This window comes from Qipengyuania sp. JC766 (assembly GCF_040717445.1).
Classification (GTDB): Bacteria; Pseudomonadota; Alphaproteobacteria; order Sphingomonadales; family Sphingomonadaceae; genus JC766.
On record NZ_JBFEFL010000001.1, the window covers coordinates 141,022 to 164,854 of the forward strand.

A 23,833-nucleotide genomic window follows, 5' to 3' on the forward strand; every position below is an offset into this window, starting at 1 on the left:
GGCGCGCGGAGGAGCAGGCTCAGCGCAGCTTGCGCTGGGTCTTTCCGTATCGCAGCTTGCGGGTGCCCGGCTTGCCTTCGTTGCTGCGCCCGACCAGCGGGGCTTTCTTGTCCTCGTCAGGCAGGCCCAGTTCGTCCGCTTCGAGCTTGCGGATCTCGTCGCGCAAGCGGCCGGCTTCCTCGAATTCGAGATCGGCGGCGGCATTGCGCATGCGCTTTTCCAGGTCCTCGATATAGGCACGCAGATTATGGCCGACGAGGTTGTTGCGCTCGTCGTCGCCCGTGCCGACCGTGACACTGTCGTTCGCCGCGCTGTGTGCGACGATATCCGCGATCTGGCGCTTGATGGTCTGCGGCGTGATGCCGTGTTCCTCGTTGAACTCGCGCTGTTTCTCACGGCGCCGCTCGGTCTCCGCCATCGCGCGTTCCATCGAACCGGTGATACGATCGGCATAGAGGATCACGCGGCCGTCCACGTTGCGCGCGGCGCGGCCGATGGTCTGGATCAGCGAGGTTTCGGAGCGCAGGAAACCTTCCTTGTCCGCATCGAGGATGCAGACGAGACCGCACTCGGGAATGTCGAGCCCTTCGCGCAGCAGGTTGATGCCCACCAGCACGTCGTACACGCCGAGGCGCAGGTCGCGGATCAGCTCGATGCGTTCCAGCGTTTCCACGTCGGAATGCATGTAGCGCACCTTGACCCCGGCCTCGTGCATGAATTCGGTCAGGTCCTCCGCCATCCGCTTCGTCAGCGTGGTGACGAGCGTGCGGTAGCCATTGGCCGCCGTCTTCTTGCATTCCTCGATGCAATCCTGGACCTGATCCTCCACCGGGCGGATATCGACCGGCGGATCGATGAGGCCGGTGGGACGGATGACCTGTTCGGCGAATACGCCGCCGGTCTGCTCCATTTCCCAGCTTCCCGGGGTCGCGGACACGCAGAAGGTCTGCGGGCGCATCGCGTCCCATTCGTTGAAACGCAGAGGGCGGTTGTCGATGCAGGACGGCAGGCGGAAGCCGTATTCGGCCAGTGTCAGCTTTCGCCGGTGGTCCCCGCGCGCCATCGCGCCGACCTGCGGCACGGTCTGGTGGCTTTCGTCGACGAACAGCAGCGCGTTTTCGGGCAGGTACTCGAACAGGGTGGGCGGCGGTTCGCCCGGAAGGCGCCCGGTCAGGAAGCGCGAATAGTTCTCGATCCCGTTGCAGCTGCCGGTGGCGGCAATCATCTCGAGATCGAAATTGGTGCGCTGCTCCAGCCGCTGCGCTTCCAGCAGCCGCCCTTCCTCGTTCAGTTCCTTGAGCCGCTCGGAAAGCTCGAACTTGATGGCCTCGCTCGCCTGCTTCATCGTCGGGCCGGGCGTAACGTAGTGGCTGTTGGCGTAGACACGCACCTTGTCGAGCGTCGTCCCCTTGGTGCCGGTCAGCGGATCGAACTCTGCGATTTCCTCGATCTCGTCACCGAAGAAGGATACGCGCCACGCGGTGTCTTCCAGGTGGCTTGGGAACAGCTCCAGATTGTCGCCCCGCACGCGGAAGCACCCGCGAGCAAAGGCAGTGTCGTTGCGCTTGTACTGCAATGCCACCAGCTTGCGGATCAGTTCGCGTTGGTCGACCGTCTCGCCCGCCTTGATGTCGAAGATCATCGCCGAATAGGTCTCGACCGAGCCGATGCCGTACAGGCAGGACACGGACGCCACGATCAGCACGTCGTCCCGCTCCAGCAGGGCGCGCGTGGCCGAATGGCGCATGCGGTCGATCGCCTCGTTCACCGAGCTTTCCTTCTCGATGTACGTATCGGACCGGGGCACGTAGGCTTCGGGCTGGTAGTAGTCGTAATAGCTGACGAAATACTCGACGGCATTGTTGGGGAAGAAGCTTTTGAACTCGCCGTAGAGCTGCGCAGCCAGGATCTTGTTCGGCGCCAGCACGAGGGCAGGGCGCTGCAATTCCTCTACCACCTTGGCCATGGTGAAAGTCTTGCCGCTGCCTGTGACACCCAGCAGCACCTGCGTCTGCTCTCCGTCGCGCGCGGCCTGGACCAGTTCCCTGATCGCGGTCGGCTGGTCGCCCGCCGGCTCGTAATCGGAAACCAGCTCGAACCGCTTGCCCGGCAGGGACTTTTCCGGCCTTGCAGGCTTGTGCGGAGTGAAATTTCCGGAAGTGTCGGGCTCTTGCAAGCCGCGGCGGATGACGAGTTCTGCCATGAGCAGCGATATGATGGTTCAAGACCCGAACGGCAAGCGCCGCGGGAACGCGTCGCAAGCATGCTACGTTAAGCGGGCAAGGACGATACAGAGCGCATATGGCAAGCCAACCGGCACACGACCTGACAGGGGACAGCACATGGTCCGTCGCGGAACTGACGCGGCGGCTCGCCCTTGCGCGTGAGCCATCGCCCGAGGATGCCCGCGCGCCCCGTCTGCTGTTGCTGCTTGCCGAGATGGGCTGGATGTTCACGCCATTGCGGCGGATGTTCCGCCCGTTCGAGGTCGCAAAATCCGCCAATCCCCAATTGGTCATGCTGCTGCCCGGGTTCGGGGCACACCCGAGCCGGATGCGCTACATGGCGTGCAAGCTGGAGCAGGCGGGCCACGTGGCGAAGCGCTGGGGCCTTGGTTTCAATCTCGGAGCCTCGAAGGACAAGGTCGAACGGATCGAGCGACGCGTGGAGCGGATTCATGCCCAGACCGGCCGCAAGCTGGTTCTCGTGGGATGGAGCGTGGGCGGGCTGTTCGCACGCGAACTCGCGCACCGCCATCCGGACAAGATCGCCAAAGTGATCACGATGGGGTCCCCTTTTTCCGGCAATCCGCGGTCGAACAATGGCTGGCGTCTCTATCAGGCCGTCGCCGGCCACAGGGTTTGCGAGCCTCCGACCGAATGCGATTTGCGGGAAAAGCCGCCCGTGGAAACGGTGGCGTTGTGGAGCCCGCGCGACGGGGTGGTCCATCCGCGCAGTGCGTGCGGACGAACCGGTGAGCGGGACCGCTCAGTGGGCTTGCGGTGCAATCACATGGGGTTCGTCTACTCCAAGGAAGCGATCGCCACGGTCCTGCGGGAACTGGAGGACATTTGAACCTTTGTGTATAGGTCGGGCCTGCGGATCGCGCGGAGGGGCCGGACGTGTTCACCAGGGGGTAAATGAGCGAGCCGGACACCTTTTTCGATGAAATGCACAAACCCGGCGGGGGCGTGCGGGACGCTTACTCCGATTATCATCAGTGGTTCGAGGAACAGGATGCCGCCTCGCTGCGCCGCAAGCACGGCGAAGCGGAAACGACTTTCAGGCGTACGGGCATCACATTCAACGTCTATGGCGAGGACGAGGCCGAAGAGCGGTTGATCCCGTTCGACATGGTGCCGCGCATCATCAGCGGCCGGGAATGGCGGCGTCTCAGCCGCGGCATCGAACAGCGGGTGACTGCGCTCAATTCCTTCATGTACGATCTCTACCACCGGCAGGAGATCATCCGTGCCGGCCGGGTGCCCGAGCGGCTGTTTCGCGACAATGACGCCTGGCTCAAGCAGATGGTCGGCTTCACGCCGCCCGGCGGCGTCTACACCCACATCGTCGGCATCGATCTTGTCCGGACCGGTCCGGACGAATTCTACGTGCTCGAGGACAACGCCCGCACGCCATCGGGCGTCAGCTACATGCTGGAGAACCGCGAGACGATGATGGCGATGTTCCCCGAACTGTTCACGCAGATCGGGGTGGAAACCGTTTCGAATTACCCGCGACGCCTTGCCAAGAGCCTCGCGGCCTGTGCGCCAGAGGGGACGCAGGGCAAGCCGACCGTCACCGTCCTGACGCCGGGCATATACAACAGCGCCTATTACGAACACGCCTTCCTGGCCGACCAGATGGGTGCCGAACTGGTCGAGGGCAGCGATCTTCGCGTGGTCGACGGTCGCGTCGCCATGCGCACGACGCAAGGATACCAGCCGGTCGATGTCATCTATCGGCGGATCGACGACGAATACCTCGATCCGCTGACTTTCAACCCGGACAGCGTGCTCGGCGTGCCGGGTATCATGGATGTCTATCGCGCGGGCAAGGTGACCATCGCCAACGCTCCCGGAACGGGCGTGTGCGACGACAAGGCGGTCTACAGCTTCATGCCCGAGATCGTCGAATTCTATACCGGGCAGAAGCCGCTCCTGCCCAACGTAGAAACTTGGCGCTGTGCCGATCCCGACAGCCTCGCCTATGTCCTCGACAATCTCGAGGAACTGGTGGTCAAAGAAGTGCACGGGTCGGGCGGCTATGGCATGCTGATCGGCCCCTCGGCATCGAAGAAGGATCTCGCCCTCTTCCGGCGCAAGCTGAAGGAAAAGCCGCAGAACTACATCGCGCAGCCCACGCTCGCGCTGTCCACCTGCCCGATCTTCACCAAGTCTGGCCTCGCCCCGCGACATGTCGACCTGCGACCCTATGTGCTCGTCTCTCCCGACGGAGTGGACATCACGCCCGGCGGCCTGACGCGCGTGGCGCTGAAGAAGGGTTCGCTGGTCGTCAATTCCAGCCAGGGTGGCGGGACCAAGGACACCTGGGTGCTGAAGGACTGATGGCGGAGCGTCGATCATGCTAGGCCGGACGGCGAACGACCTGTTCTGGATGTTCCGCTATCTCGAGCGGGCCGAGAACACCGCGCGCCTGCTCGATGCAGGTCTTCGCATCGCAGTCACCCGCGATCTCGCAACGGCGGAGGAAGAATGGCGCTCGGTCATCGAGGCCTTCGGCCAGCGCGCCGCTTACGAGGCGAAGCACGGGACTTACAGCGGATACCAGGCGTGGAACTTCATCCTGCGCGACAAGGCGAACCCGACCAGCGTGCTCGCCATGATGGACAAGATGCGGACCAATGCGCGTTCGGTCCGCAGCGCCATCACCGGGGAACTCTGGGAAGCGGTCAACGACAGCTGGATGCAGGTCAGCGAAGCGCTGTCGCGGCCGGTGGGTCAGGGAAGCATCGGCGATGTCGTCGCCATGGTACGACGTACCGGCACCATGGCGGACGGTGCGATGATGGGATCGCTGCTGCGCGACGAAGGGTTCTATTTCGCGCGGGCAGGGACCTTCATCGAGCGCGCGGACAGCATCGCACGCATCCTGGACCTCAAATATTTCCTGCTGCTGCCCTCGCTGTCCTATGTCGGCTCCAGCCTCGATACCGGGCAGTGGGACAATATCCTGCGTTCCGTGTCGGGTGACCACGCCTTCCGATGGCTGAATGCCGGACAGATCGACGCGCGCGGGATCGTGGAATTCCTGGTCTTGGACGAGCGGTTTCCGCGCAGCCTTGCATTCTGCCACTCGGCGTTGCGCGCCAATCTTGCCGCGCTGGCGCGCATCCACGGGGCCGAAGGGCACAGCAACGCGCTGATGCGCGAGGCCGACATGCAGATGAACGATCGCACGATCGAGCAGGTGTTCGAGCAGGGCCTGCACGAATTCCTGCTCGAATTCCTGAACCGCAACGCCGCGATCGCCGCGGCTATTGCCGAAGACTATCGCTTCGTGAGCTGAACCATGCGCCTCTCCATCCGCCACCGCACCAGCTATCGCTTCGAGGAACCGGTCATCCATGCCCTCCAGCGCTTGCGGCTCACACCCAAGGAAACGCAGGGTCAGGCCATTCTCGAATGGAACATGACCTTCGAGAATGCGCACAGGGAGCTCGAATACGAGGACGCGCACTTCAACACGGTCTCCCTCCTGTCGGTGGAGCCCGGCACGAAGGAAGTCAGCATCCGGTGCGAGGGCAAGGTCGACACGCAGGACAATGCGGGAGTGATCGGTCATCATTCGGGCCACCTCCCGCTGTGGAGCTTCCTCAGCCAGACCGATCTCACGCGGCCCGGCCCCAAGGTCCGGAAGGTGATGGAAGGGCTGAGGTGCGAAGAGGGCGAGAAGCTGAACTTCCTGCACGACCTGTCGGCCAAGATCCGGGATACGGTGGAATATCGGACCGGGGAAACCGGCGTGAACACCACTGCCGAAGACGCCGCCGAAAAGGCGATGGGCGTCTGCCAGGATCATGCCCACATCTTCATCGGGGCCGCTCGATCGCAAGGAATTCCGGCCCGTTACGTCAGCGGATACCTGATGATGAACGACCGGATCGACCAGGAGGCGAGCCATGCCTGGGCGGAGGCCCATATCGACGGGCTGGGCTGGGTCGGCTTCGACATTTCGAACGGGATAAGTCCCGATCCACGCTACGTCCGGGTTGCAACCGGCCACGATTATCGCGATGCCGCCCCCATAACCGGGATCAGCTTCGGGACGCGCAACGAGATGCTCGAAGTCGAGATCGCGGTCGAACAGCAACAGGTCGAACAATAGGTTCGACCGGAAACGGGACTGACCAGTGACCTATTGCGTTGGCATGTTGCTCGACAAAGGCCTTGTCATGATGAGCGATACCCGCACGAATTCGGGCGTCGACAACATCTCCGTCTTTCGCAAGATGTTCCACTGGACGATGCCGGACGAACGCATCATCACGGTGATGACCGCGGGCAACCTGGCCACCACGCAGGCGGTCATCAGCAAGCTGGAAGAGCGCACCGTGGCGCCGGAAGAACGGGGCAGCACGCTCAGTTCCGCCCAGACCATGTTCCAGGTCGCGACCGAGGTCGGGCGCCTCCTGCGTTCGACCATTGCGGAACGACAGGCGGCAAACGGGGAGCCGGGGCGCAACCGCTTCACCGCATCGATCATCGTCGCAGGCCAGATCGCAGGCATGGAGCCGCGCCTGTTCCACGTCTATCCCGAAGGCAATTTCATCGAGGCGAGCTGGGACACGCCCTTCTTCCAGATCGGCGAGACCAAGTACGGCCGCCCGATCCTGATCCGTGGATACGACCGCACAATGAGTTTCGAGGATGCGGTGAAGCTCCTCATGGTGTCTTTCGATTCAACCCTGAAGGCGAATCTCTCGGTGGGCCTGCCGCTCGACCTCATGGTCATCGAGCGCGATACCTACCAGCCGACCTACGAACGGCGCGTGACGCACGAGGACGATTATTTCCAGGCGATCTCTTCGCGCTGGGGTGACGAGCTCAAGGCAGCTTTCCATTCGCTGCCCGATTACAGCTTCTTTACCAAGTAGATCGGCTCAGACGGCGGGTTTCCGCGGTAAACAAGCGCGGGGCCAACAAATCTCTCGGAACCATAACATGTTGATTTGCGTAGGGGTTACAGCGTTTCATGTAACTCCTTGCCGGGTTCAAGCAGTAATCTTCCGGAATTGAGTTACTAGGTATTCCGGAACAGCTGCAGGGTCATGGGACAACGCATCACGATCCATTTCATCGAACCTTCGCATCGCCTGCGGGCCGAGCTTGCGAGGGTTGCACTCGATCACGGTTACCACGCGGAAGTCTATTCCAGCGTGGACGAACTCGTGCAGTCGCCGCTTTCGGGCGGAATCATCGTGGCGCGGCATGATCCGGATCTGGGGGGTATCGGCATGGTCGTCGACCAGCTCGCGGAACAAGGCGTATGGCTGCCGGTCATCGCGATGTCGGAAGATGCGCGGACGCGCACTGCGGTCGCTGCTGTGCGAGAGGGCGCGCTCGACTATCTGCGGCTGCCGGTCGATCCGTCGCGCTTTCGCGACACGCTAGCCCGGGTGGGAAGCGAGGCGATCGAGGTGGGGCAGGTGCGCCGCCGCATGATCGAGGCGCGCAACCGGATCGCCAGCCTGTCCGAGCGTGAACGCGAAGTGCTGACCTGGATGAGCAAGGGCCGGTCCAACAAGGCGATCGCGCAGGAACTGGCTATCAGTCCGCGTACGGTCGAGATCCACCGGGCGAACATGATGGCGAAACTGGGCGCCAAGCATTCGGCGGAAGCGGTGCGCCTGAGCTTCGAAGCGGAGATCGCGATGCGGCCCTGGCAGACGGTCAGCTGGCGCGCGAACTAGCGGCAGAAGCTGCCCCGGCCGCTCTCGAGATGGAAGTGGTCGGCATGGGCGGCGTTGTATTCCGGCCCCAGCACGGTCCCGAACCGCTTGCAGGCGCTTTCCTGCACCACGCGCAGGAATTGCCGTTCCGATGCCGTCCCGCCGTTCCAGTCCTGCACCAGCGTGATGCGCCGCCCGTCCGCGAGGACGAAGCCGCTGACGTCCACCGCTTCCGCGCGTGAATGGGCAGAGCGGCGGCTCGAGCCTGCGACGTTGCGGCACGAATAGCTGCCGAAGGTCTCTATCCGGACGACCGGGCTGCCGAGATACTGCCGCGCCGCCCGGTCCACGCCGTAGCGCACCCATGCGGCGAAGCTGCGCGCGGTGGGGCAGGACACGCGCGACAACCCGCTGACCTGCAGCCGGCTGCCCATGTCGCCGCCGACCCGCGCGACCTGGACGGAGTTGCGCGCGAAGCAGCCTTCCTGCGGAGCGATGTCGGGCAAGGCCGAGAAGTCCGCGCCGGCGCTGGAAAGCTCGGCGAGGCAGATCTGCGCCTCGTCCGTTCCGGAGCGCGGCTGCGGCACGTTCGAACGTGCGGAAGGACTGCCGGAGGTTGAGCTGCCGCCCGAACCGGGTAGCGCGCCGTCCGGCAACAGCTCGCACCCTGAAAGCGCCAATGCTCCGGCGACGGCCAGACCGAGGCGGGAGGGGCGCAAACATGGACCGCCCGATCGGCTTCGGAAAAGCGTGACTTTCGTCCCCGGACCGGCGGCGCCGCGAGCTTTTTCGGACGAGCGGTGTGACTTTCGGAAACGGCGCATCGCGGCATCCAGCCAGACCGGCCGTGAACCCAGTCCGAATAGCGCCGCAAGGCCGAAGGCGAGGAGCTGGAATACGATCACTCCGACCGACTAGCAGCCGCATTGCGTGTAGGACAGCGCCAAGGAAGGCCGCCCAAAACGCAACATATGCAATCGCTATTGCAACTGATTATCATTGACGCGGCGCATCGCGGGGGACTACGGCGCCCGGCGTGAATCGTCGTGCGATCAAGACCTGGTACCTGGTGCACAAGTGGAGCAGCCTCATCCCGACGGCGTTCCTGCTGATGCTGTGCGTCACCGGCCTGCCGCTGATCTTCCACGACGAGATCGACACCGCCATGGGCCTCGATGCCGAGGCCGGCATGTCCGCCACCCCGTCCGCCGAAAGCGGCCTGCCGCTGGACACCATGCTGGAAAAGGCGCTGGCCGACCGGCCCGGCGAAGTCCCGCTGTTCATGGCATTCAGCCAGGACAGTTCGCTCCTCACCGTCACCACCGGACCCGCGCCCGACGCCGACGGGAGCGAGATGTCGCTGCTGTTCCTCGACCGCGCGACGGGCGAGGCGCTGGGCCCCGCGCCTGTCAACGGCTTCATGGATTTCGTGCTGCAGCTCCACACGGACATGTTCCTCGGCCTGCCGGGAATGCTGCTGCTGGGCGTGATGGGGATCAGCTTCCTCGTCGCGCTGATTTCGGGCGTCGTGCTCTACGCACCCTTCATGCGGCGCCTGAAGTTCGGAACCGTGCGGACCGGTCGCAATCCGCGTGTTCGCCGGCTGGACCAGCACAACATGATCGGCGTCGTCGCGCTCGCATGGATGTTCGTGGTCGGCGCGACCGGCGCGATCAACGCCTTTGCCGATCCGCTGACCGACAACTGGCGGGAGGGCGAAGTCGCCGCGATGACGGCGGCCTATGCCGGCGAAGCGCCGCTGCCGCCCGAGCAATACGGGTCGATCGACGTGGCGATGGCATCGGCGCAGGACGCACTGCCGGGGCGCAGCCCGCAATTCATCGGCTTTCCCGGCGGAGCGTGGAGTTCCGGCCACCATTACGCGATCTTCTTCCAGGGCGACCGCCCGCTGACGCAGAACCTCCTTACGCCTGCGCTGGTCGACGCGCGCACCGGTGAACTGACCGATGCGCGCACGATGCCCGCGGTGAACCAGGCGCTGATGCTATCGAAGCCGCTGCATTTCGGGGACTATGGCGGGCTGCCGCTGAAGATCGTCTGGGCGCTGCTGACGCTTGCCACGATCTGGGTCCTGTGGACCGGCATCCTGCTGTGGTTGCGCCGCCGCGCGGGCGCGCTGGACCGCCGGGTGGACGAGATCGTGCGCGGCGGACGCCGGATGCAGCCGGCATGACCGGCCGCGCCGCCCCCCGCCTGGCGAGCCGCCAGAGCATCGCCCGGGTCTTCGCCTGGCCGGCCGCGATCGCTGTCGCCAGCATCGCGGGCCTCGTGCTGGGCCTCAATGGCGACGGCCTGCCCGATTACCTTGCCTGGCTCCTCGTCGGGGCCGGTCCCGCCGTGATTTTCGCAGTGCTGCTGCGCCGTACTTCCTGACTTCGAACCAAACCTCGGAAAGCTGAAAAACCCAATGCCCATTCGTCACTTGCCGCTGCCCGCCTTCGCCCTGTTCGCCGGCCTTGCCGTCCCCGCCCACGCGCAGGATGGGACCGAAAGCGATCCTACCGACCTGGAAATCGTGGTCACCGCCCAGCGGGAGAACGAGGTCCGCGTCGAGGCTTCGGGCGATCTGGGCGCGCTGGGCGACCAGTCGGCCCAGAACGTGCCGTTCACCGTGCGCACTTTCGACGAGAGCCTGGTGGTCGACCAGCAGCCGCTGTCGCTTGCCGACGTGCTCAAGAACGACCCGACCGTGCAGACTGCCTATGCCTTTGGCAACGCGGCCGAACTGTTCGTCATTCGCGGCTTCCCGCTGAACGGCGACGATGTGGGCTTGAACGGCCTTTACGGGATCACGCCGCGCCAGCTGGTCGCGCCCGAACTCTACGAAGGCATCCAGGTCCTGAACGGGGCCAACGCCTTCCTGAACGGCGCGGCGCCGGGCGGCAGCGGCCTGGGCGGAAACGTCAATCTGGAGCTGAAACAGGCGCGCAGCGAGCCGCTGACCCGCGTGACCGGCAGCTACCTGTCGGACGGGCATTTCGGCGGCAGCGTGGACGTGTCACGCCGGTTCGGGTCGGACGATGCCGTCGGTGTGCGATTGAACGGCGTCTATCGCGACGGTGAAGTCGCGGTGGAGGGCGAAGACCGCAAGACGCTGGCACTGGGTGCCGGGCTGGACTTCGCCACGGACAACCTGCGGCTGGCGCTCAATGTCGGCTATCAGGATATCCGCGTGGACCGGCTGCGGCCGCAGGTCATCGTTTCGACCGGAATCCCGGCCGTGCCCGATGGCGATTACAATTACGGCGCGGATTTCACCTATACCGACCTCGAAAGCGTATTCGGCGTGGCCAGCCTCGAATACGATGTTGCCGACAACGCGACCTTCTACGTCACCGCCGGCGCGACCGAGATGGACGAGGAAGGCATCTATGCCAGCGTGACCGTGGCCGATCCCGTCACCGGGGCGGGCAGCTTCAACTTCCCCAATTTCATTCCCTACGAAGCGAGCAACCAGTCGATCGAATCCGGCATCCGCATCGCGCTGGGGGACACGATCACGCACCGGTTCAATTTCGGCGGCAACATCACCTGGAAGGAAGAGCGCACCGCCTACGACTTCCGAACCACGATCCCGACCAACCTGTACGACGTGACGGATGCGCCATTCCCCGCGGACACCGCCTTTGCGGGCGGCGACGTGGACGATCCCTATCCCATTTTCACCTCCCGCCTGTGGAGCGCTTTCGCCTCCGACACGATCGGATTGCTGGACGACCGCGTCCTGGTGACCGGCGGCCTGCGCCTGCAGACCATCCGCGCGCGCACGTTCAGCTATTTCGGCGGCGGACTGGACGCGGAATACGAGGAGAACGCGGTGACGCCCGTGGCGGGGCTGGTCGTGAAGCCGGTGGATGGCCTCTCCCTGTTCGCGAACCGCATCGAAGGGCTGGTGCAGGGCGATACCGTGCCGCTGACGGGGCCCAACCCGAATGCGCCCGGAACGCTGCCGGTAGCCAATGCGGGCGAAGTGCTGACGCCGTTCCGCTCCGTCCAGTACGAAGCGGGGGCGAAACTGACCCTGCCGCAGCTGACCGGTACGCTGACGGCCTTCACCACCGACCGGCCGTCCAACGGCACGCGCCTTGCGCCCGGCAGCATGACGCAGCTGGTGGGCGGCGCGTTCGGCGAACAGCGCAATCGCGGCGTGGAACTGTTCCTGTCGGCAGAGCCCGTCGACGGGCTACGGCTGATCGGCGGCGCGACCTATGTCGATGCGGAGATTACCGAGAGCGACAATCCCACGCTCCTTGGCAACGCGGCGCTGGGCGTGCCCGACTGGACGGCCAATGCGAATGTCGAATGGGATATTCCCTTCGTCAGGGGCCTGACCCTGACCGGCCGGGTCCAGCATACCGGCGAGCAGGCGGCCAACCAGACGAACACGCTCACGCTGGACGACTGGACCATCTTCGATGCGGGCGCACGCTATGTGCTGGCCGCGGGCGACGTTCCGGTCACGCTGCGCGTGGCGGTCGATAATGTGACCGACGAGGAATATTGGGCCTCCGCCTTCACGTCCTTCGGCGGGGGCGACACCGCGCGTCTGCTGCAGGGACGCCCGCGGACCTACCGCGCCTCGGTCTCGATCGACTTCTGATCAGGCGGGAAGGGCGGGGGCGGCGTCAGGCCGCCACCGCCCTCGCGTTGCCGGTCGCCTTGCTGACGAGCACGATGGCGATCCACGCGGCGGCGAAGCCGGGGATGATCTCGTAGATCCCCTCGCCGCCCAGGAACGATGCGTTCCAGCCGAGCGCGATCCACGCCATCACCGTGCCTGCCCCGACCAGCAGGCCGGCAAGCGCACCGCTGCCGGTCATGCCCTTCCAGGTCAGCGCGAGTATGATCAGCGGGCCGAAGGCCGCGCCGAAGCCGGCCCAGGCATTGGCGACGAGGCCCAGCACTTCGCTGTCCGGATCGCTGGCGAGGAAGATCGCGACGAGCGCGACCAGCAAGACGCTGATACGGCCGATATTGACCGCCTCGCGCTCGCTGGCGTTCTTGCGCAGGAACAGGCGGTAGAAATCCTCCGTCAGGGAAGACGACGCGACAAGCAGCTGCGAACTGATCGTGCTCATGACGGCGGCGAGCAGGGCGGCCAGCAGGAAGCCGGTGACGAGCGGGTGGAACAGGAGGTCCGCCAGCACGATGAAGATCGTCTCCGGATCCTCGATCGCCAGCCCGTTGCGCTCCACATAGGCGCGGCCGGCGAGACCGACCCCCAGCGCGCCGAGCAGCGCCACGCCCATCCAGGTCATTCCGATATTGCGCGCGGTCTTCACCGCCGCGACCGAGCGCACGGCCATGAAGCGCACGATGATGTGCGGCTGGCCGAAATAGCCCAGGCCCCAGGTAATGGCGCTGAGGAAACCGATCAGCGTCAGCCCGCCGAACAGGTCGAGGAAGCCGGGCTGCACCTGCGTCAGCGACTGGCCCGCGCTGCCCCCTTCGCCGAACATGACCACCAGCGGCATCAGCACCAGCGCGACCACCATGATGCAGCCCTGCACGAAGTCGGTCAGGCTGACCGCCAGAAAGCCGCCGACCATGGTGTAGGCGAGGACGACGCCGGCCGTCAGCCAGATGCCGGCGATGTATGGGTCGCCCCATCCCTCGACAGCGGCCGACAGGCCCGTCTGAAACAGCTTGCCGCCCGCCACGAGGCCGGATGCGGTATAGACGCTGAAGAACACGACGATCACGATCGCGGAGACCACGCGAAGCGCCACGGCCTTGTCCGGGAAGCGGTTGGCGAGAAATTCGGGAATGGTCAGCGCGTTGCCCATCTCCTCCGTCTGCTGGCGCAGGCGCGGGGCGACGATGATCCAGTTGGCAAGCGCGCCGACGAACAGCCCGATGCCGATCCACGCGGCGCTGAAGCCGGTCAGGTAGAGCGCGCCCGGAAGGCCCAGCAGCAGCCAGCCCGACATGTCCGAGGCCCCTGCGCTGAGCGCGGCGACGGCCGGGTGCAAATTGCGGCCGCCAAGCAGGTAGCCTTCGCTGTCCTCGGTCGACTTGCGCCAGGCATAGAGACCGATGGCCAGCATCAGGATGAAATAGACGGCGAGGGAGATCAGTGTTCCTGTCTTCATGGTTCCGGCGCGTATCAGGCAGCGGGGCGATTATCCAGCCGCCGCCCGGAAAACGCCGGAAAGATGCGGGCCCGCGCGCATGGGTGGAAGGAATACGCACTGTTCCCGACAGGAGGATAATTTCCATGCCCGACCCGCTTCCCAGCCTCGACCGCTTCACAGGCCGCACGGTCATCGTCACCGGCTCTTCCTCCGGCATCGGGGAGGCGATCGCGAGGGCGTTTGCGGCGGAAGGCGCGAATGTCGTCATCAACGCGCGCAGCCGGGATGATTGCGAGAAAGTCGCCGCCGACCTGGACGAGGCGCGCACGCTCGTCGTGTCAGGCGACGTCGCCGACGCGGAGTTCGCGGAGGAGATCGTGAACCGCACGGTGGAGCGCTTCGGCGGGCTCGACGTGGTGTGCAACAATGCTGGCGTCGGCACCTTCGGCATGCTGACCGAGACCGAGATCGAGGACATCGACAAGGTAATCGACATAAACGTCAAGGGCGTCGTCTACCTGTGCCGCGCGGCGATACCGCATCTGGCGAAAAGCGAGGCGCCCGGCGGCGGGAGCATCGTCAACACTTCCAGCGTTTCCGGCACCGGCGGGGATTGGCTGCTGCCGGTCTACAATGCCAGCAAGGGGGCGGTCACCAACTTCACCCGCGCACTGGCCCTGCAGCTGGGCGGGCAGGGCATCCGCGTGAACGCGGTCTGCCCGAGCATGACCCGTACCGAGATGAGCGCCGGCATCCGCGACAACGACGATTTGCACGAGGCGTTCAAGCGCCGCATCCCGATAGGTCGTGGCGGAGAGCCGGAGGACATCGCCGGGCCGGTGCTGTTCCTCGCCAGCGAACACGCGAGTTTCGTGACCGGCGCGAACCTGCCGGTCGATGGCGGCCTCAGCGCGTCCAACGGCCAGCCCAACATGATGGCGTACCAGTAGGAGCCGAACACTGCCGACCGGGCCGATCAGCGAAGGAGTATCGGTGTGGATCACGCTGGCGATGGCTCTGGCCTTCGTCGTGGTCCACCTGTTCGTCGGCCGGCTGCGCTTCCTCGACGTGGAGCCGCGCAGCCGGTGGCTGAGCTTCGCGGGCGGCGTGGCGGTGGGCTACGTCTTTCTCCACATCATGCCGGAACTGGGCACGCACGGGGCCACGTTCGGCCGCGAGACCGGCATGCGCGAGACGCTGGCGGAAAGCATGGTCTATACCCTTTCGCTGGCGGGCCTGGCGCTGTTCTACGGGCTGGAGCGGGCGCTGCTGGTCTCGCGCGACGGGCGCAAGCGCCGGGAAGGACGCGACCGGCCCGACCACGGCGTGTTCTGGCTGCACATCGTCGCCAGCAGCCTGCTGATCGCGGTCATCGCCTACCTGCTCAACCATCGCGAGGACCCGAGTACGGGCGGGCTGGTGCTGTTCTTCGCCGCCATGCTCCTTCATTTCGTGACGGCCGATTTCGGCACGCGACGCGACCATCCGGAGATCTACGACGGGAAAGGGCGCTGGGTATTGTCCGCCGCCACGCTGGGCGGTTGGGCGCTGGGCACGCAGGTCGCGCTGCCCGAACTTGCCATCGGCTGCCTGTTCGCCTTCATCGGCGGGGGCATCATCCTGGTGGTGCTGAAGGAGGAACTGCCGGAAGAACGCAAAAGCCGCTTCGTCCCGTTCCTGCTCGGCGCGGGTCTCTACGCTGCGCTGGTGCTCGGCGAACTCGCGCTGCGGACGGCCTAGTCTTCGGCGTCGTGGAAGTTGACGATGAGGATATCGAGATCCTCTGTCGGCTCGAAATCGCGTTTTACCACCTCGAACTGCGTCGGCGAGATCTTGCGCACGCCGTCCATGCAGAAGCTGACCAGATTGTCCGCATCGCCCTTGTCCACCACCAGCCGGAACTCCCCGATCGGTCCGCGCCAGTTGGCGCCCGAGGACAGCACGTAGCCGAGCCAGGTCTCGCTCGTCATCGGTGGCGGCGTACCGTCGCGCGGTGCCAGCTTGCGGTCGATCGCGGCAAGGAAGCTGTCCTCCATGCAGTATCGCGTCCGGTATTCGGCCAGGTATTCCTGCGCCCAGTCCTCTTCCCGGGCCTGCGTTTCCAGCAATCCGCCCACGCTCCCGCCGGCAAAGGGGGTGTAGCGGTGCGATACCCGCACGTGTTGCCCTGCGGGGAAAGTCTGGACGCGCACCAGGTGGCGCTGGCCCTGCCAGGCCGGCATCGCCATGCCCGCATCGGGGAGGTCCTCCAGCAGGCCGAGCTCCAGCCACCGCATGCGCTGCGCGTCCGGTAGCGCCTCCATCCGCTCGTACATCGCCTCGTCGCGGTACCAGTGGACGGGAAGGCCTTCGGCCAGCACGAGGTCGGTCACGTCGCGATCGCCGATCATTGCGCGGTCGACCATTTCCCATGCGACCGGTTCGCCGTCCACGGTGGTCGCGAATTCGAACGCGTCCCAGTCGGGATAGGCGTAAGGGTCCGCGTAACCGTTCGCCTGCGGCAGAGCGGGCAGCGGGAAGGCGATCGTCACTTCGCTGTCCGTATCGGCATGATTGGTGTAGACGTAGTCGACCCGCACCTCGTCCGCCGAGAGGAACAGGTCCTCCCGGTCCATGCTGATATCGTCATTGGCCTTCAGCACGAGGCCTCCGATGGCCCATTCCGCTTCGCTGTCGTTGGCGAAGGCCCCGGACAGGGGCAGGGCGAGGGCCAGTGTGAGCCCGGCGAGAATCGCGCGCATGGTCGTCATGAACGCAGGTTCTGCGCCGGGTCAGGCGCGGCGGCAAGCCCCCGTCAGTGGCACTCCACTTCGCATTGTGCCTGGTCGAATTCGCCCGCTGCCAGCGCGTCGGCCGAAATCGTGAAATAGACCGCGCCCGCATTGCCCCAGCACCAGTGCATGGGATCGTCCGATGCGAGCTGCAGCAGCAGTTCGTGGCCCGGCGGGCGTTCCAGCGGGGACGTCTGCACACTGTCGTGGTAACCGCCCATCCGGTGCGGCCGGTTGTCGCTCAGCGTCCGCAGCCAGGGCTCCAGCGCCTCGCGATGGCCCTCCGGCAGCACGCTGTCGCGCAGGGCCGGATCGACGTAGCACTGGACCGCATAGGCACGCGTGGCAGCGGCGATATGCCGGTCGATCGCGCTCCAGGTGTCCGCCACGACCCGTTCCAGCACCGGCTGCGCGCCATGGTTTTCACGCAGCACCCAGTATCCGTGGGTGCGTTCTTCCAGCATCTGGCGCAGTTCGTGCCAGTCCTCCTGCGCCAGCGGCGTGTCGGGATCGATCCCGCCGACCTTGGCCGCGACTTCGCGCAGGAAGGTCGCCGACTGGGCGCGCCATTCGCGGTACCCGTCCGCTTCGGCGCGCAGGAAAGCGGTCATGCTGTGGGCATCGCTGTTTCGTTCGATGATGCCGGCGAAATCCGCACGGTCGGCCTTGTCGCGCGCTACGCGCTCTTGCAGCCGCTGGCGCATTTCGGGATCCATGGCGTCCCCGGCATTGTCCAGCCGTTCCTGGCCCAGCACGATGTCTTCGTCCAGGCGGTGCGCAAGGCTGCGCAGGTCGCCGATCTGCGACAGGGCTTCGTGCAGGCGCGCGGCTTCCCGGTCCGGATCGACCGGAGCGGGCGCTTCCATGCTCTCCGCCGATTTCAGCACCGGCGAATAGAGGCAGCCCCAGGTGAACGGGGCGAGGTCCGGCGCGGTGTACTCGCCGACCGCGTCGCCGGCATAGAGGGATTGCGCGAAATGCGGCGGCGTGGCGCGGGCAATGCCGTCCTGCTCGTAAAGTTCGGCGGGCACGGCGACCACGTCGACCGGCCAGAAGGGCCAGACGGGCGGCACATGGGCTTGCGGCATGAACCCGAACTGCGATCCGGCGAAATGGCCGTCATGGACCGCCCCGATATCGCTCGGCGGCATGCGCTGCGCGCCGCGTTCCGTGGTGTGGATGACGCGGTAGGTCCCTTCTTCCTGCTGGCTGGTGTTGCCGTTGAGGAAGAACAGCAGCCAGCCGTCACGCGGACCGGAACCGTCCCACAGATCGTCCGGCAGGGCGCTGCACTCGATCTGCGCCACGAAATGCAGCGGCACGTCTCCGGCATCGGAATTGTCCGGGTTCGTCCCGCGGGGCCATTCCATATCGTCCGGCATCATCGGAAGCCCGCCCAGCCAGCTGCGCGGCGCTTTGTCGCGCGGCGGGATCTGGCGGCGAAGCACGATGCCGACCCGCTCGCCGTTTTCGACGGCGTCGTGTTCGTCGTGCATCGCGGGAGATGCCGTGTCCGCGCCAACTCCGTCGGCTTCGTACGGATATTCCTCGATTTCGTCCGTGGGCTCGAATTCGATGGCCGCGCCGTCCTCGCTTGCGATCAGGTCCTCCGCCGCATCGTATTCGCGTGCCGTCTCGTCCTCGGCGCCAGTATCTGACACGGCTGCTTCAGCGGGCTCGGCTGCTTCCTCGGTGGTCGGGTCCGCATCCGTGCGGCCTTCCGCCCGGCGGAGGATGCGCGCGGTGCGCGAGGCGACGTGTTCCTCGATCGCGATTTCCTCGGCCTTGCGTGCTTCGGCGGTTTCCTCGCTATCGGGGTTCGCTCCCTTGCGACGGCCGAGCCGGAACCGGGACGTCTTCTCGCGCGCGGAGGCAGGCTCGTCGCCTTCGGGTGCCGTGCGTTCGGCGGCGTCCGCCTTCCGGCGTTCCGCTTTGGGATCGTCGTCCATCGGCTGGATCGGCATGGAGCGCTGGACTCCCAGGCTGCCGACGACGGAGGAGGCTTCCTTCTTCTGCCGCTCGCGCAGCAGGAAGAGGAGGGCGATCACGAGGATCCCCACCACGATCCCCATTTGCCCGGCATACTGCATCATCGCGAAAGACCTCTCGATAGTTGTCCAGCGCCTTCATAGGTCCAACGCGTTAAGACGAATTTAAGGCTGTTCGCATCGCCCGGGAAAGCTCCGCATTCCTGTGGCTTTCCGACGACGCCGTCTTGCGAACCTTTCTCCTGAATGAACGAAATATCCCGTTTGCAACAGGGTGTCGCAATTTTGCACCTGTTCCCGGCAAGATTTTTTGTCCGGCGTGGAACGTAATCGCGATCCGGTCCGTTCGGCCCCCGCATCAGGGATTGAAATTCAAAAGGAATACAGATGAAAACGAAGATTGGCTTTGCAGCGGCGCTTGCCGCGACCACCGCTTTTGCCGTTCCGGCCATGGCCCAGGAAACGACGCCCGACGATTACTTCAACGGCCTCTACATCTCCGGCGGCGTAAGTCTCGACCAGCTCGAATCCGATCCGGCAGACGGCATCGTGTTCGACACCAACGGCGACGGTGTGTTCGACGATACCGTGCAGACTGTGACCGGTGCCGATGCGTTCGCGCCCGGCTTCTGCAACGGGAACGCCAATTCGGGCCTGGCCGCCGACGGCTGCACCGACGATGACAACGACCTCGGCTATTTCGGCCGGATCGGTCTCGACAAGCGCCTGGGTGGCGGACCGATCGTGGTCGGCGCCCTGATCGAGGGTGCCGGTTCCGAAGCGCGCGACTTCTCGACCGGCTTCAGCGGAACGCCCGCCAGCTACACGATCAGCCGCAAGCTCGACTACTCGGTGGCCGGTCGCCTTCGCGCCGGTATCTCGCCGGGTGACGGCCGCGGCCTGTTCTACGCCACTGGCGGCGTCGGCTATGCCAAGCTCGACCATGGCTTCGCCACGACCAACGGCGCGAACGATTTCACGCCGGTCGATGACGACGATTGGGAATTCGGCTGGCAGGCCGGTGGCGGCGCGGAATTCATGCTGACGCGCAACATCAGCATCGGTGCCGAGTACCTGTACAACCGTTACAACGACGACGACTACTCGATCCTCGTGACGCAGGGTACCGCGCCGGACACGAACCCGTTCCTGCTCGATGGCGGCCAGACCAGCATCCAGCCGACCGAAGACAAGTTCGGCTTCCACTCGTTCCGTGCGACGCTCGGCTTCCACTTCTGAGCCTTGCCGGTAACACCGGATACCTACAAAAAGAGGGCGCCGCGAGTGATCGCGGCGCCCTTTTTCGTGTCGGATGGCGGATGGCTCAGTCGGCCTTGCGCTTGGCCTTCTTGCGCTCGTGCGGGTCGAGCAGCGCCTTGCGCAGGCGGATGTTTTCCGGCGTGACCTCGACCATTTCGTCGTCGTCAATATAGGCGATGGCTTGCTCCAGCGTCATCACGCGGGGCGGCGTCAGCTTGATCGCATCGTCCTTGCCGGTGCTGCGGAAGTTGGTCAGCTGCTTGGACTTGAGCGGGTTGACCTCGAGGTCTTCCGGCTTCGCGTTCTCGCCGATGATCATGCCTTCGTAGATCTTCGCGCCGCCGCCGATGAACATCTCACCGCGGTCTTCCAGCGCGAACAGGGCATAGGCCGTGGCTTCGCCGGTGGCATTGGAAATCAGGACGCCGTTCTGGCGGCCTTCGATCGCGCCCTTGTAGGCGTCGTACTTCTCGAACAACCGGTTCATGATCCCAGTGCCGCGTGTGTCGGACAGGAATTCGCCGTGATAGCCGATCAGGCCGCGCGACGGGGCGCTGAAAGTGATGCGCGTCTTGCCGGAACCGCTCGGGCGCATCTCGGTCAGCTCCGCCTTGCGGCGCTGCATCTTCTCGACGACCGTGCCGGAATGCTCGTCGTCCACGTCGATGACGACGGTTTCGTACGGTTCCAGCCGCTGTCCGTCCTCTTCGCGGAACAGCACGCGCGGACGGCTGATGCCCAGCTCGAAGCCTTCGCGGCGCATCGTCTCGATCAGCACGCCGAGCTGCAGTTCACCGCGGCCGGCAACTTCGAAGCTGTCCTTGTCGGCGCTCTCGGTGACGCGGATGGCGACGTTGGTTTCCGCTTCGCGCAACAGGCGGTCGCGGATCATGCGGCTGGTGACCTTGCTGCCTTCGCGGCCTGCGAGCGGGCTGTCGTTGACGCTGAATCGCATGGCGAGCGTCGGCGGATCGATCGGCTGGGCGGGGATCGCCTCGGTGACCGAGGGATCGGCGATGGTGTTGGCGACGGTCGCCTTTTCGAGGCCCGCCAGCGCGATGATGTCGCCTGCCTTCGCAGTCTCGACCGGGACGCGCTCCAGCCCGTCGAAGCTCATCAGCTTGGTCGCGCGGCCGGTCTCGATGACCTTGCCGTTGGCGTCGATCGCGTGGATCGGATCGTTGATCTTGACCGTGCCGGACTGGACCCGGCCGGTCAGCACGCGGCCCATGAAATTGTCGCGATCGAGCAGGGTGGCGAGGAAGCTGAACGGTCCGTCCGTGTCGAGCCCGGGTGCGGGCACGTGGTTGACGATCAGCTCGAACAGCGGGTCGAGATTGCCTTCGCGCGCATCCTTGTCGGTGCTGGCATAACCGTCGCGGCCGCTCGCCCAGAGAGAGGGGAAGTCCAGCTGCTCGTCATTGGCGTCGAGCGTCAGGAACAGTTCGAAGCATTCGTCCAGGACTTCGTCGGGGCGCGCATCGCTGCGGTCGATCTTGTTGACGACGACGATCGGCTTGAGGCCCAGCGCCAGCGCCTTGCCGGTGACGAACTTGGTCTGCGGCATGGGTCCCTCGGCGGAATCGACCAGCAGGATGACCCCGTCGACCATGCTGAGGATGCGCTCGACCTCGGCGCCGAAGTCGGCGTGGCCCGGCGTGTCGACGATGTTGATCCGGTTGCCGCCCCATTCCACGCTGGTGCACTTGGCAAGGATGGTGATCCCGCGTTCCTTTTCGAGATCGCCCGAATCCATCGCGCGCTCTTCGACGCGCTGGTTTTCGCGGAAGGTGCCCGACTGGCGGAACAACTGGTCGACGAGCGTGGTCTTGCCGTGATCGACGTGGGCGATAATCGCGATATTGCGAAGGTCGCGGGACATGGCTGATGCTTTCTCAGGAGGGTTTGCTGCGGCGCAGCAATAATGCGGACGCCGCCTAGCGCCGATGAGGCGATTCATCAACCCTTGGAATGCCTACGTCATGCGTGGCCCCCCGATCAGTCGGGATACATGCGTTTCTGGTTTTCGAGCCAGTCCCGGATTTTGAAGTTCAAAGCCTCCGCCTTGTTTCGCTGGTCATTGTAGTAGGCATCTTCGAAAGCTTTGATTCTGGCCGTTGCCTCGTTGCTAGTAAACTTCCAGATCGACGAAAATTCAGATGATGGCAAACACGCTGCCGATTTCCATTTGTCGCATGTGAAGAATTTCACACGATGGGCCCACCCATAGGCCTCGTTCAGAAGCGGCTTCTTCGCCCCTCGGCTGTCCCAGTAGTCCTTCAGACAGTTTGCGATCGCGACATTCGAATTGTAACGGCTGTTATAATCGCTGACCGAACTGCGGCTATACCGGTCGAGGTAAAGCGGGGACAAATTCGGCGTTCCGCAGATGTTGGTCATGGACGCGTAACGCGTGATCGCATCGACTTCTGCCTGCATTCCCGATTGGGAGACTTTCGGGCGAGTGGCGAGCAGGATCTTGTTGGCGCGGGCAGTGAAATCGGCTTCGGCGCGGGCAGCGGCAGCGGCGGCGATCGGCTTGGCCGATGCCTCCAGCCTATCGTAATCCATGAACTCGGCGTCCGCGGGCGTCTCGATCAGATCCTCGTCAGCACAGCGATAGACATAAGAGGAAACCAAATCGCTCGCGAGCATATTTCGTGCGAAGATAATCTCTGCAGCGGCATCGGTCATGCCGGGTCGCAACTGAAGCCTTTCGAAGAGGCGTTCGCCGCTTGTATCCTCGAACTTCCTGCGACAGTCGCGAATATTGGCCGCGAGGGCCGGAGAAAGTCCGGCGAGACTTGGCCAAGTGCCGGCCGCCTTGGGCGTGTTCCAGTCTGCCGGCAGATCGACATTGAAGTTGCTAAAGGCATCGACGACGCGCGAATCCACGGTCGAAGATGCCACGTGCTCCGGCCGGCACGCTTTCGCCAGCCGGTCCATCGCGGCCTTCAATTCCACGGCCTTCGCGGAACTGCCTGCATAATAGTAGTCGATCTTGGTGTCGTTCTCGCGCCTGACGCCGACGTAGTCCGGTATGCCGGGCGTAATCGCGATGGTCAGCGGAGACATCCAGATAACGGGTTCGCCTCCCTGGGCCGCCGGATGGCGCTTGCCTGCCTGCTCCACGGCCGGAGTAGCCCAGTCGCGAATGGTTGCGCAGCCGCCGCCGAATATGGTGGCCGTCCCGTTGTAACCAGCGACCTTCTTTCCATCGATGAAGATCGGCGTACGCTGTCCGTTCACGATTGCCTTGATGTCCCGCAACGCACTTGCGCGTTCGGGATTGGTTTCGGAATGGCGGCTGTTCGGCGCGCAGGCGCTCTGTATCTCGAACAGGGCGACATTTGCGCGCCAGTTGCGCCCGAGCCAGAACCATTCGGTGTCGAGGTTCGGTCTTTCGACGAGGAGATACCCGTCATTCTCGGTCGAAAGGCCGAGGCTGGACATGGTTTTCCAATCAAGATCGATCGTTCGGTTGGATGCCGGGCTGGACCCGATGGGCGGCATGTTTTCGACGATTTGCGAACGGCACCCGCTGCCGCTGTAGAATACCGAGCCCCAAGCATCCGTCGCGACGCCTTCCCCCGGCCCGCCGGTATCGGGATCGATCGGGAAGCGGTTCGCTTCGAATTCCTTCTTCAGCACCGCATGGGCATAATCGCTCTGCGCCCACGCCGGCGCGAGCGTGGCGAGGGCGAGCAGGGCGCCAAGCATCGCAACCGCCCGCGCAAACGTGCCGCCGTACCGTGTAAACCGCATGCCGAAACTCCCCGTCGCAACCGTCCCGACCGCGACACTGAC

At 64.8% G+C, this 23,833-nt stretch carries 19 protein-coding genes; 12 read left to right on the forward strand and 7 right to left on the reverse strand.

Translation table 11 applies throughout. The features are described 5' to 3' along the window. Positions 1–19: 19 nt before the first annotated feature. Positions 20–2,203 (reverse strand): excinuclease ABC subunit UvrB, encoded by a 2,184-nt coding sequence (gene uvrB / locus AB1K63_RS00670; RefSeq protein ID WP_366957963.1) that lies wholly within the window; start codon positions 2,201–2,203, stop codon positions 20–22. 98 nt (positions 2,204–2,301) lie between these two features. On the opposite strand from uvrB, the gene AB1K63_RS00675 reads away from it, so the two are divergent. From AB1K63_RS00675 to AB1K63_RS00700, 6 genes are all read left to right on the forward strand, one after another. Then, a complete protein-coding gene (locus AB1K63_RS00675) occupies positions 2,302–3,075 on the forward strand; it encodes an alpha/beta hydrolase (RefSeq protein ID WP_366957964.1) in 774 nt (257 codons plus the stop codon). Between the two features lie 65 nt (positions 3,076–3,140). Then, complete coding sequence (locus AB1K63_RS00680; RefSeq protein WP_366957966.1) at positions 3,141–4,568, forward strand: circularly permuted type 2 ATP-grasp protein; 1,428 nt, start codon at positions 3,141–3,143, stop codon at positions 4,566–4,568. 16 nt (positions 4,569–4,584) lie between these two features. After that, the gene (locus tag AB1K63_RS00685) at positions 4,585–5,529 is read left to right on the forward strand and encodes an alpha-E domain-containing protein (protein ID WP_366957967.1); all 945 of its coding nucleotides are present in this window, start codon (positions 4,585–4,587) and stop codon (positions 5,527–5,529) included. Between the two features lie 3 nt (positions 5,530–5,532). Next, positions 5,533–6,348: a transglutaminase family protein gene (locus AB1K63_RS00690; protein ID WP_366957968.1), complete on the forward strand. Its 816-nt coding sequence runs from the start codon at positions 5,533–5,535 to the stop codon at positions 6,346–6,348. 43 nt (positions 6,349–6,391) lie between these two features. Continuing rightward, positions 6,392–7,117 carry a peptidase gene (locus AB1K63_RS00695; RefSeq protein ID WP_366957970.1) on the forward strand — a complete coding sequence of 242 codons (726 nt, stop codon included), beginning with the start codon at positions 6,392–6,394 and terminating at the stop codon, positions 7,115–7,117. A gap of 174 nt (positions 7,118–7,291) precedes the next feature. After that, a complete protein-coding gene (locus tag AB1K63_RS00700; RefSeq protein WP_366957971.1) occupies positions 7,292–7,933 on the forward strand; it encodes a LuxR C-terminal-related transcriptional regulator in 642 nt (213 codons plus the stop codon). On the opposite strand, the gene AB1K63_RS00705 is transcribed toward AB1K63_RS00700, so the two are convergent. Continuing rightward, the gene (locus tag AB1K63_RS00705; RefSeq protein WP_366957972.1) at positions 7,930–8,499 is read right to left on the reverse strand and encodes an extensin family protein; all 570 of its coding nucleotides are present in this window, start codon (positions 8,497–8,499) and stop codon (positions 7,930–7,932) included. The genes AB1K63_RS00700 and AB1K63_RS00705 overlap by 4 nt on opposite strands. A gap of 449 nt (positions 8,500–8,948) precedes the next feature. Here AB1K63_RS00705 and AB1K63_RS00710 point away from each other — a divergent pair, with 449 nt between their 5' ends. Genes AB1K63_RS00710 through AB1K63_RS00720 form a run of 3 tightly spaced genes read left to right on the forward strand, consistent with a single transcriptional unit; the run spans position 8,949 to position 12,533 of the window. After that, a complete protein-coding gene (locus AB1K63_RS00710) occupies positions 8,949–10,106 on the forward strand; it encodes a PepSY-associated TM helix domain-containing protein (RefSeq protein ID WP_366957974.1) in 1,158 nt (385 codons plus the stop codon). After that, a complete protein-coding gene (locus AB1K63_RS00715) occupies positions 10,103–10,306 on the forward strand; it encodes a hypothetical protein (RefSeq protein ID WP_366957976.1) in 204 nt (67 codons plus the stop codon). The genes AB1K63_RS00710 and AB1K63_RS00715 overlap by 4 nt, the downstream gene beginning before the upstream one ends. 34 nt (positions 10,307–10,340) lie before the next feature. Continuing rightward, positions 10,341–12,533, forward strand: a complete 2,193-nt coding sequence (locus tag AB1K63_RS00720) for a TonB-dependent receptor (protein WP_366957977.1) — start codon at positions 10,341–10,343, stop codon at positions 12,531–12,533. A gap of 25 nt (positions 12,534–12,558) precedes the next feature. On the opposite strand, the gene putP is transcribed toward AB1K63_RS00720, so the two are convergent. Then, entirely contained in the window at positions 12,559–14,025 is a 1,467-nt protein-coding gene (gene putP, locus AB1K63_RS00725) for a sodium/proline symporter PutP (protein ID WP_366957978.1), read from the reverse strand. A 125-nt stretch (positions 14,026–14,150) separates the two neighbouring features. Here putP and AB1K63_RS00730 point away from each other — a divergent pair, with 125 nt between their 5' ends. Beyond that, entirely contained in the window at positions 14,151–14,957 is an 807-nt protein-coding gene (locus AB1K63_RS00730) for an SDR family oxidoreductase (RefSeq protein ID WP_366957979.1), read from the forward strand. A gap of 43 nt (positions 14,958–15,000) precedes the next feature. Next, on the forward strand, positions 15,001–15,747 hold the full coding sequence (locus AB1K63_RS00735) for a hypothetical protein (protein WP_366957980.1): 747 nt from the start codon (positions 15,001–15,003) through the stop codon (positions 15,745–15,747). On the opposite strand, the gene AB1K63_RS00740 is transcribed toward AB1K63_RS00735, so the two are convergent. Both AB1K63_RS00740 and AB1K63_RS00745 read right to left on the reverse strand, forming a co-directional pair. Beyond that, positions 15,744–16,757, reverse strand: a complete 1,014-nt coding sequence (locus tag AB1K63_RS00740; protein WP_366957982.1) for a DUF4424 family protein — start codon at positions 16,755–16,757, stop codon at positions 15,744–15,746. The genes AB1K63_RS00735 and AB1K63_RS00740 overlap by 4 nt on opposite strands. Before the next feature lie 44 nt (positions 16,758–16,801). Continuing rightward, a complete protein-coding gene (locus AB1K63_RS00745) occupies positions 16,802–18,871 on the reverse strand; it encodes a DUF1963 domain-containing protein (protein ID WP_366957983.1) in 2,070 nt (689 codons plus the stop codon). Positions 18,872–19,153: 282 nt separating this feature from the next. On the opposite strand from AB1K63_RS00745, the gene AB1K63_RS00750 reads away from it, so the two are divergent. Continuing rightward, positions 19,154–20,005: an outer membrane beta-barrel protein gene (locus AB1K63_RS00750; protein ID WP_366957984.1), complete on the forward strand. Its 852-nt coding sequence runs from the start codon at positions 19,154–19,156 to the stop codon at positions 20,003–20,005. An 85-nt stretch (positions 20,006–20,090) separates the two neighbouring features. On the opposite strand, the gene typA is transcribed toward AB1K63_RS00750, so the two are convergent. Both typA and AB1K63_RS00760 read right to left on the reverse strand, forming a co-directional pair. Next, the gene (gene typA / locus AB1K63_RS00755; protein ID WP_366957985.1) at positions 20,091–21,908 is read right to left on the reverse strand and encodes a translational GTPase TypA; all 1,818 of its coding nucleotides are present in this window, start codon (positions 21,906–21,908) and stop codon (positions 20,091–20,093) included. Between the two features lie 116 nt (positions 21,909–22,024). Further along, a complete protein-coding gene (locus AB1K63_RS00760; RefSeq protein WP_366957986.1) occupies positions 22,025–23,479 on the reverse strand; it encodes a hypothetical protein in 1,455 nt (484 codons plus the stop codon). Positions 23,480–23,833: the final 354 nt, after the last annotated feature.

Excerpts from the sequence above, each read along its gene's own strand:
- AB1K63_RS00680 (WP_366957966.1), top strand. The coding sequence starts at position 3,141 with ATGAGCGAGCCGGACACCTTTTTCGATGAAATGCACAAACCCGGCGGG.
- AB1K63_RS00715 (WP_366957976.1), top strand. The coding sequence starts at position 10,103 with ATGACCGGCCGCGCCGCCCCCCGCCTGGCGAGCCGCCAGAGCATCGCC.
- AB1K63_RS00730 (WP_366957979.1), top strand. The coding sequence starts at position 14,151 with ATGCCCGACCCGCTTCCCAGCCTCGACCGCTTCACAGGCCGCACGGTC.
- AB1K63_RS00695 (WP_366957970.1), top strand. The coding sequence starts at position 6,392 with ATGTTGCTCGACAAAGGCCTTGTCATGATGAGCGATACCCGCACGAAT.
- AB1K63_RS00745 (WP_366957983.1), bottom strand. The coding sequence starts at position 18,871 with ATGATGCAGTATGCCGGGCAAATGGGGATCGTGGTGGGGATCCTCGTG.
- AB1K63_RS00720 (WP_366957977.1), top strand. The coding sequence starts at position 10,341 with ATGCCCATTCGTCACTTGCCGCTGCCCGCCTTCGCCCTGTTCGCCGGC.
- AB1K63_RS00675 (WP_366957964.1), top strand. The coding sequence starts at position 2,302 with ATGGCAAGCCAACCGGCACACGACCTGACAGGGGACAGCACATGGTCC.
- AB1K63_RS00750 (WP_366957984.1), top strand. The coding sequence starts at position 19,154 with ATGAAAACGAAGATTGGCTTTGCAGCGGCGCTTGCCGCGACCACCGCT.
- uvrB (WP_366957963.1), bottom strand. The coding sequence starts at position 2,203 with ATGGCAGAACTCGTCATCCGCCGCGGCTTGCAAGAGCCCGACACTTCC.
- AB1K63_RS00760 (WP_366957986.1), bottom strand. The coding sequence starts at position 23,479 with ATGTCCAGCCTCGGCCTTTCGACCGAGAATGACGGGTATCTCCTCGTC.
- AB1K63_RS00700 (WP_366957971.1), top strand. The coding sequence starts at position 7,292 with ATGGGACAACGCATCACGATCCATTTCATCGAACCTTCGCATCGCCTG.
- putP (WP_366957978.1), bottom strand. The coding sequence starts at position 14,025 with ATGAAGACAGGAACACTGATCTCCCTCGCCGTCTATTTCATCCTGATG.
- AB1K63_RS00740 (WP_366957982.1), bottom strand. The coding sequence starts at position 16,757 with ATGACGACCATGCGCGCGATTCTCGCCGGGCTCACACTGGCCCTCGCC.
- AB1K63_RS00685 (WP_366957967.1), top strand. The coding sequence starts at position 4,585 with ATGCTAGGCCGGACGGCGAACGACCTGTTCTGGATGTTCCGCTATCTC.
- typA (WP_366957985.1), bottom strand. The coding sequence starts at position 21,908 with ATGTCCCGCGACCTTCGCAATATCGCGATTATCGCCCACGTCGATCAC.
- AB1K63_RS00690 (WP_366957968.1), top strand. The coding sequence starts at position 5,533 with ATGCGCCTCTCCATCCGCCACCGCACCAGCTATCGCTTCGAGGAACCG.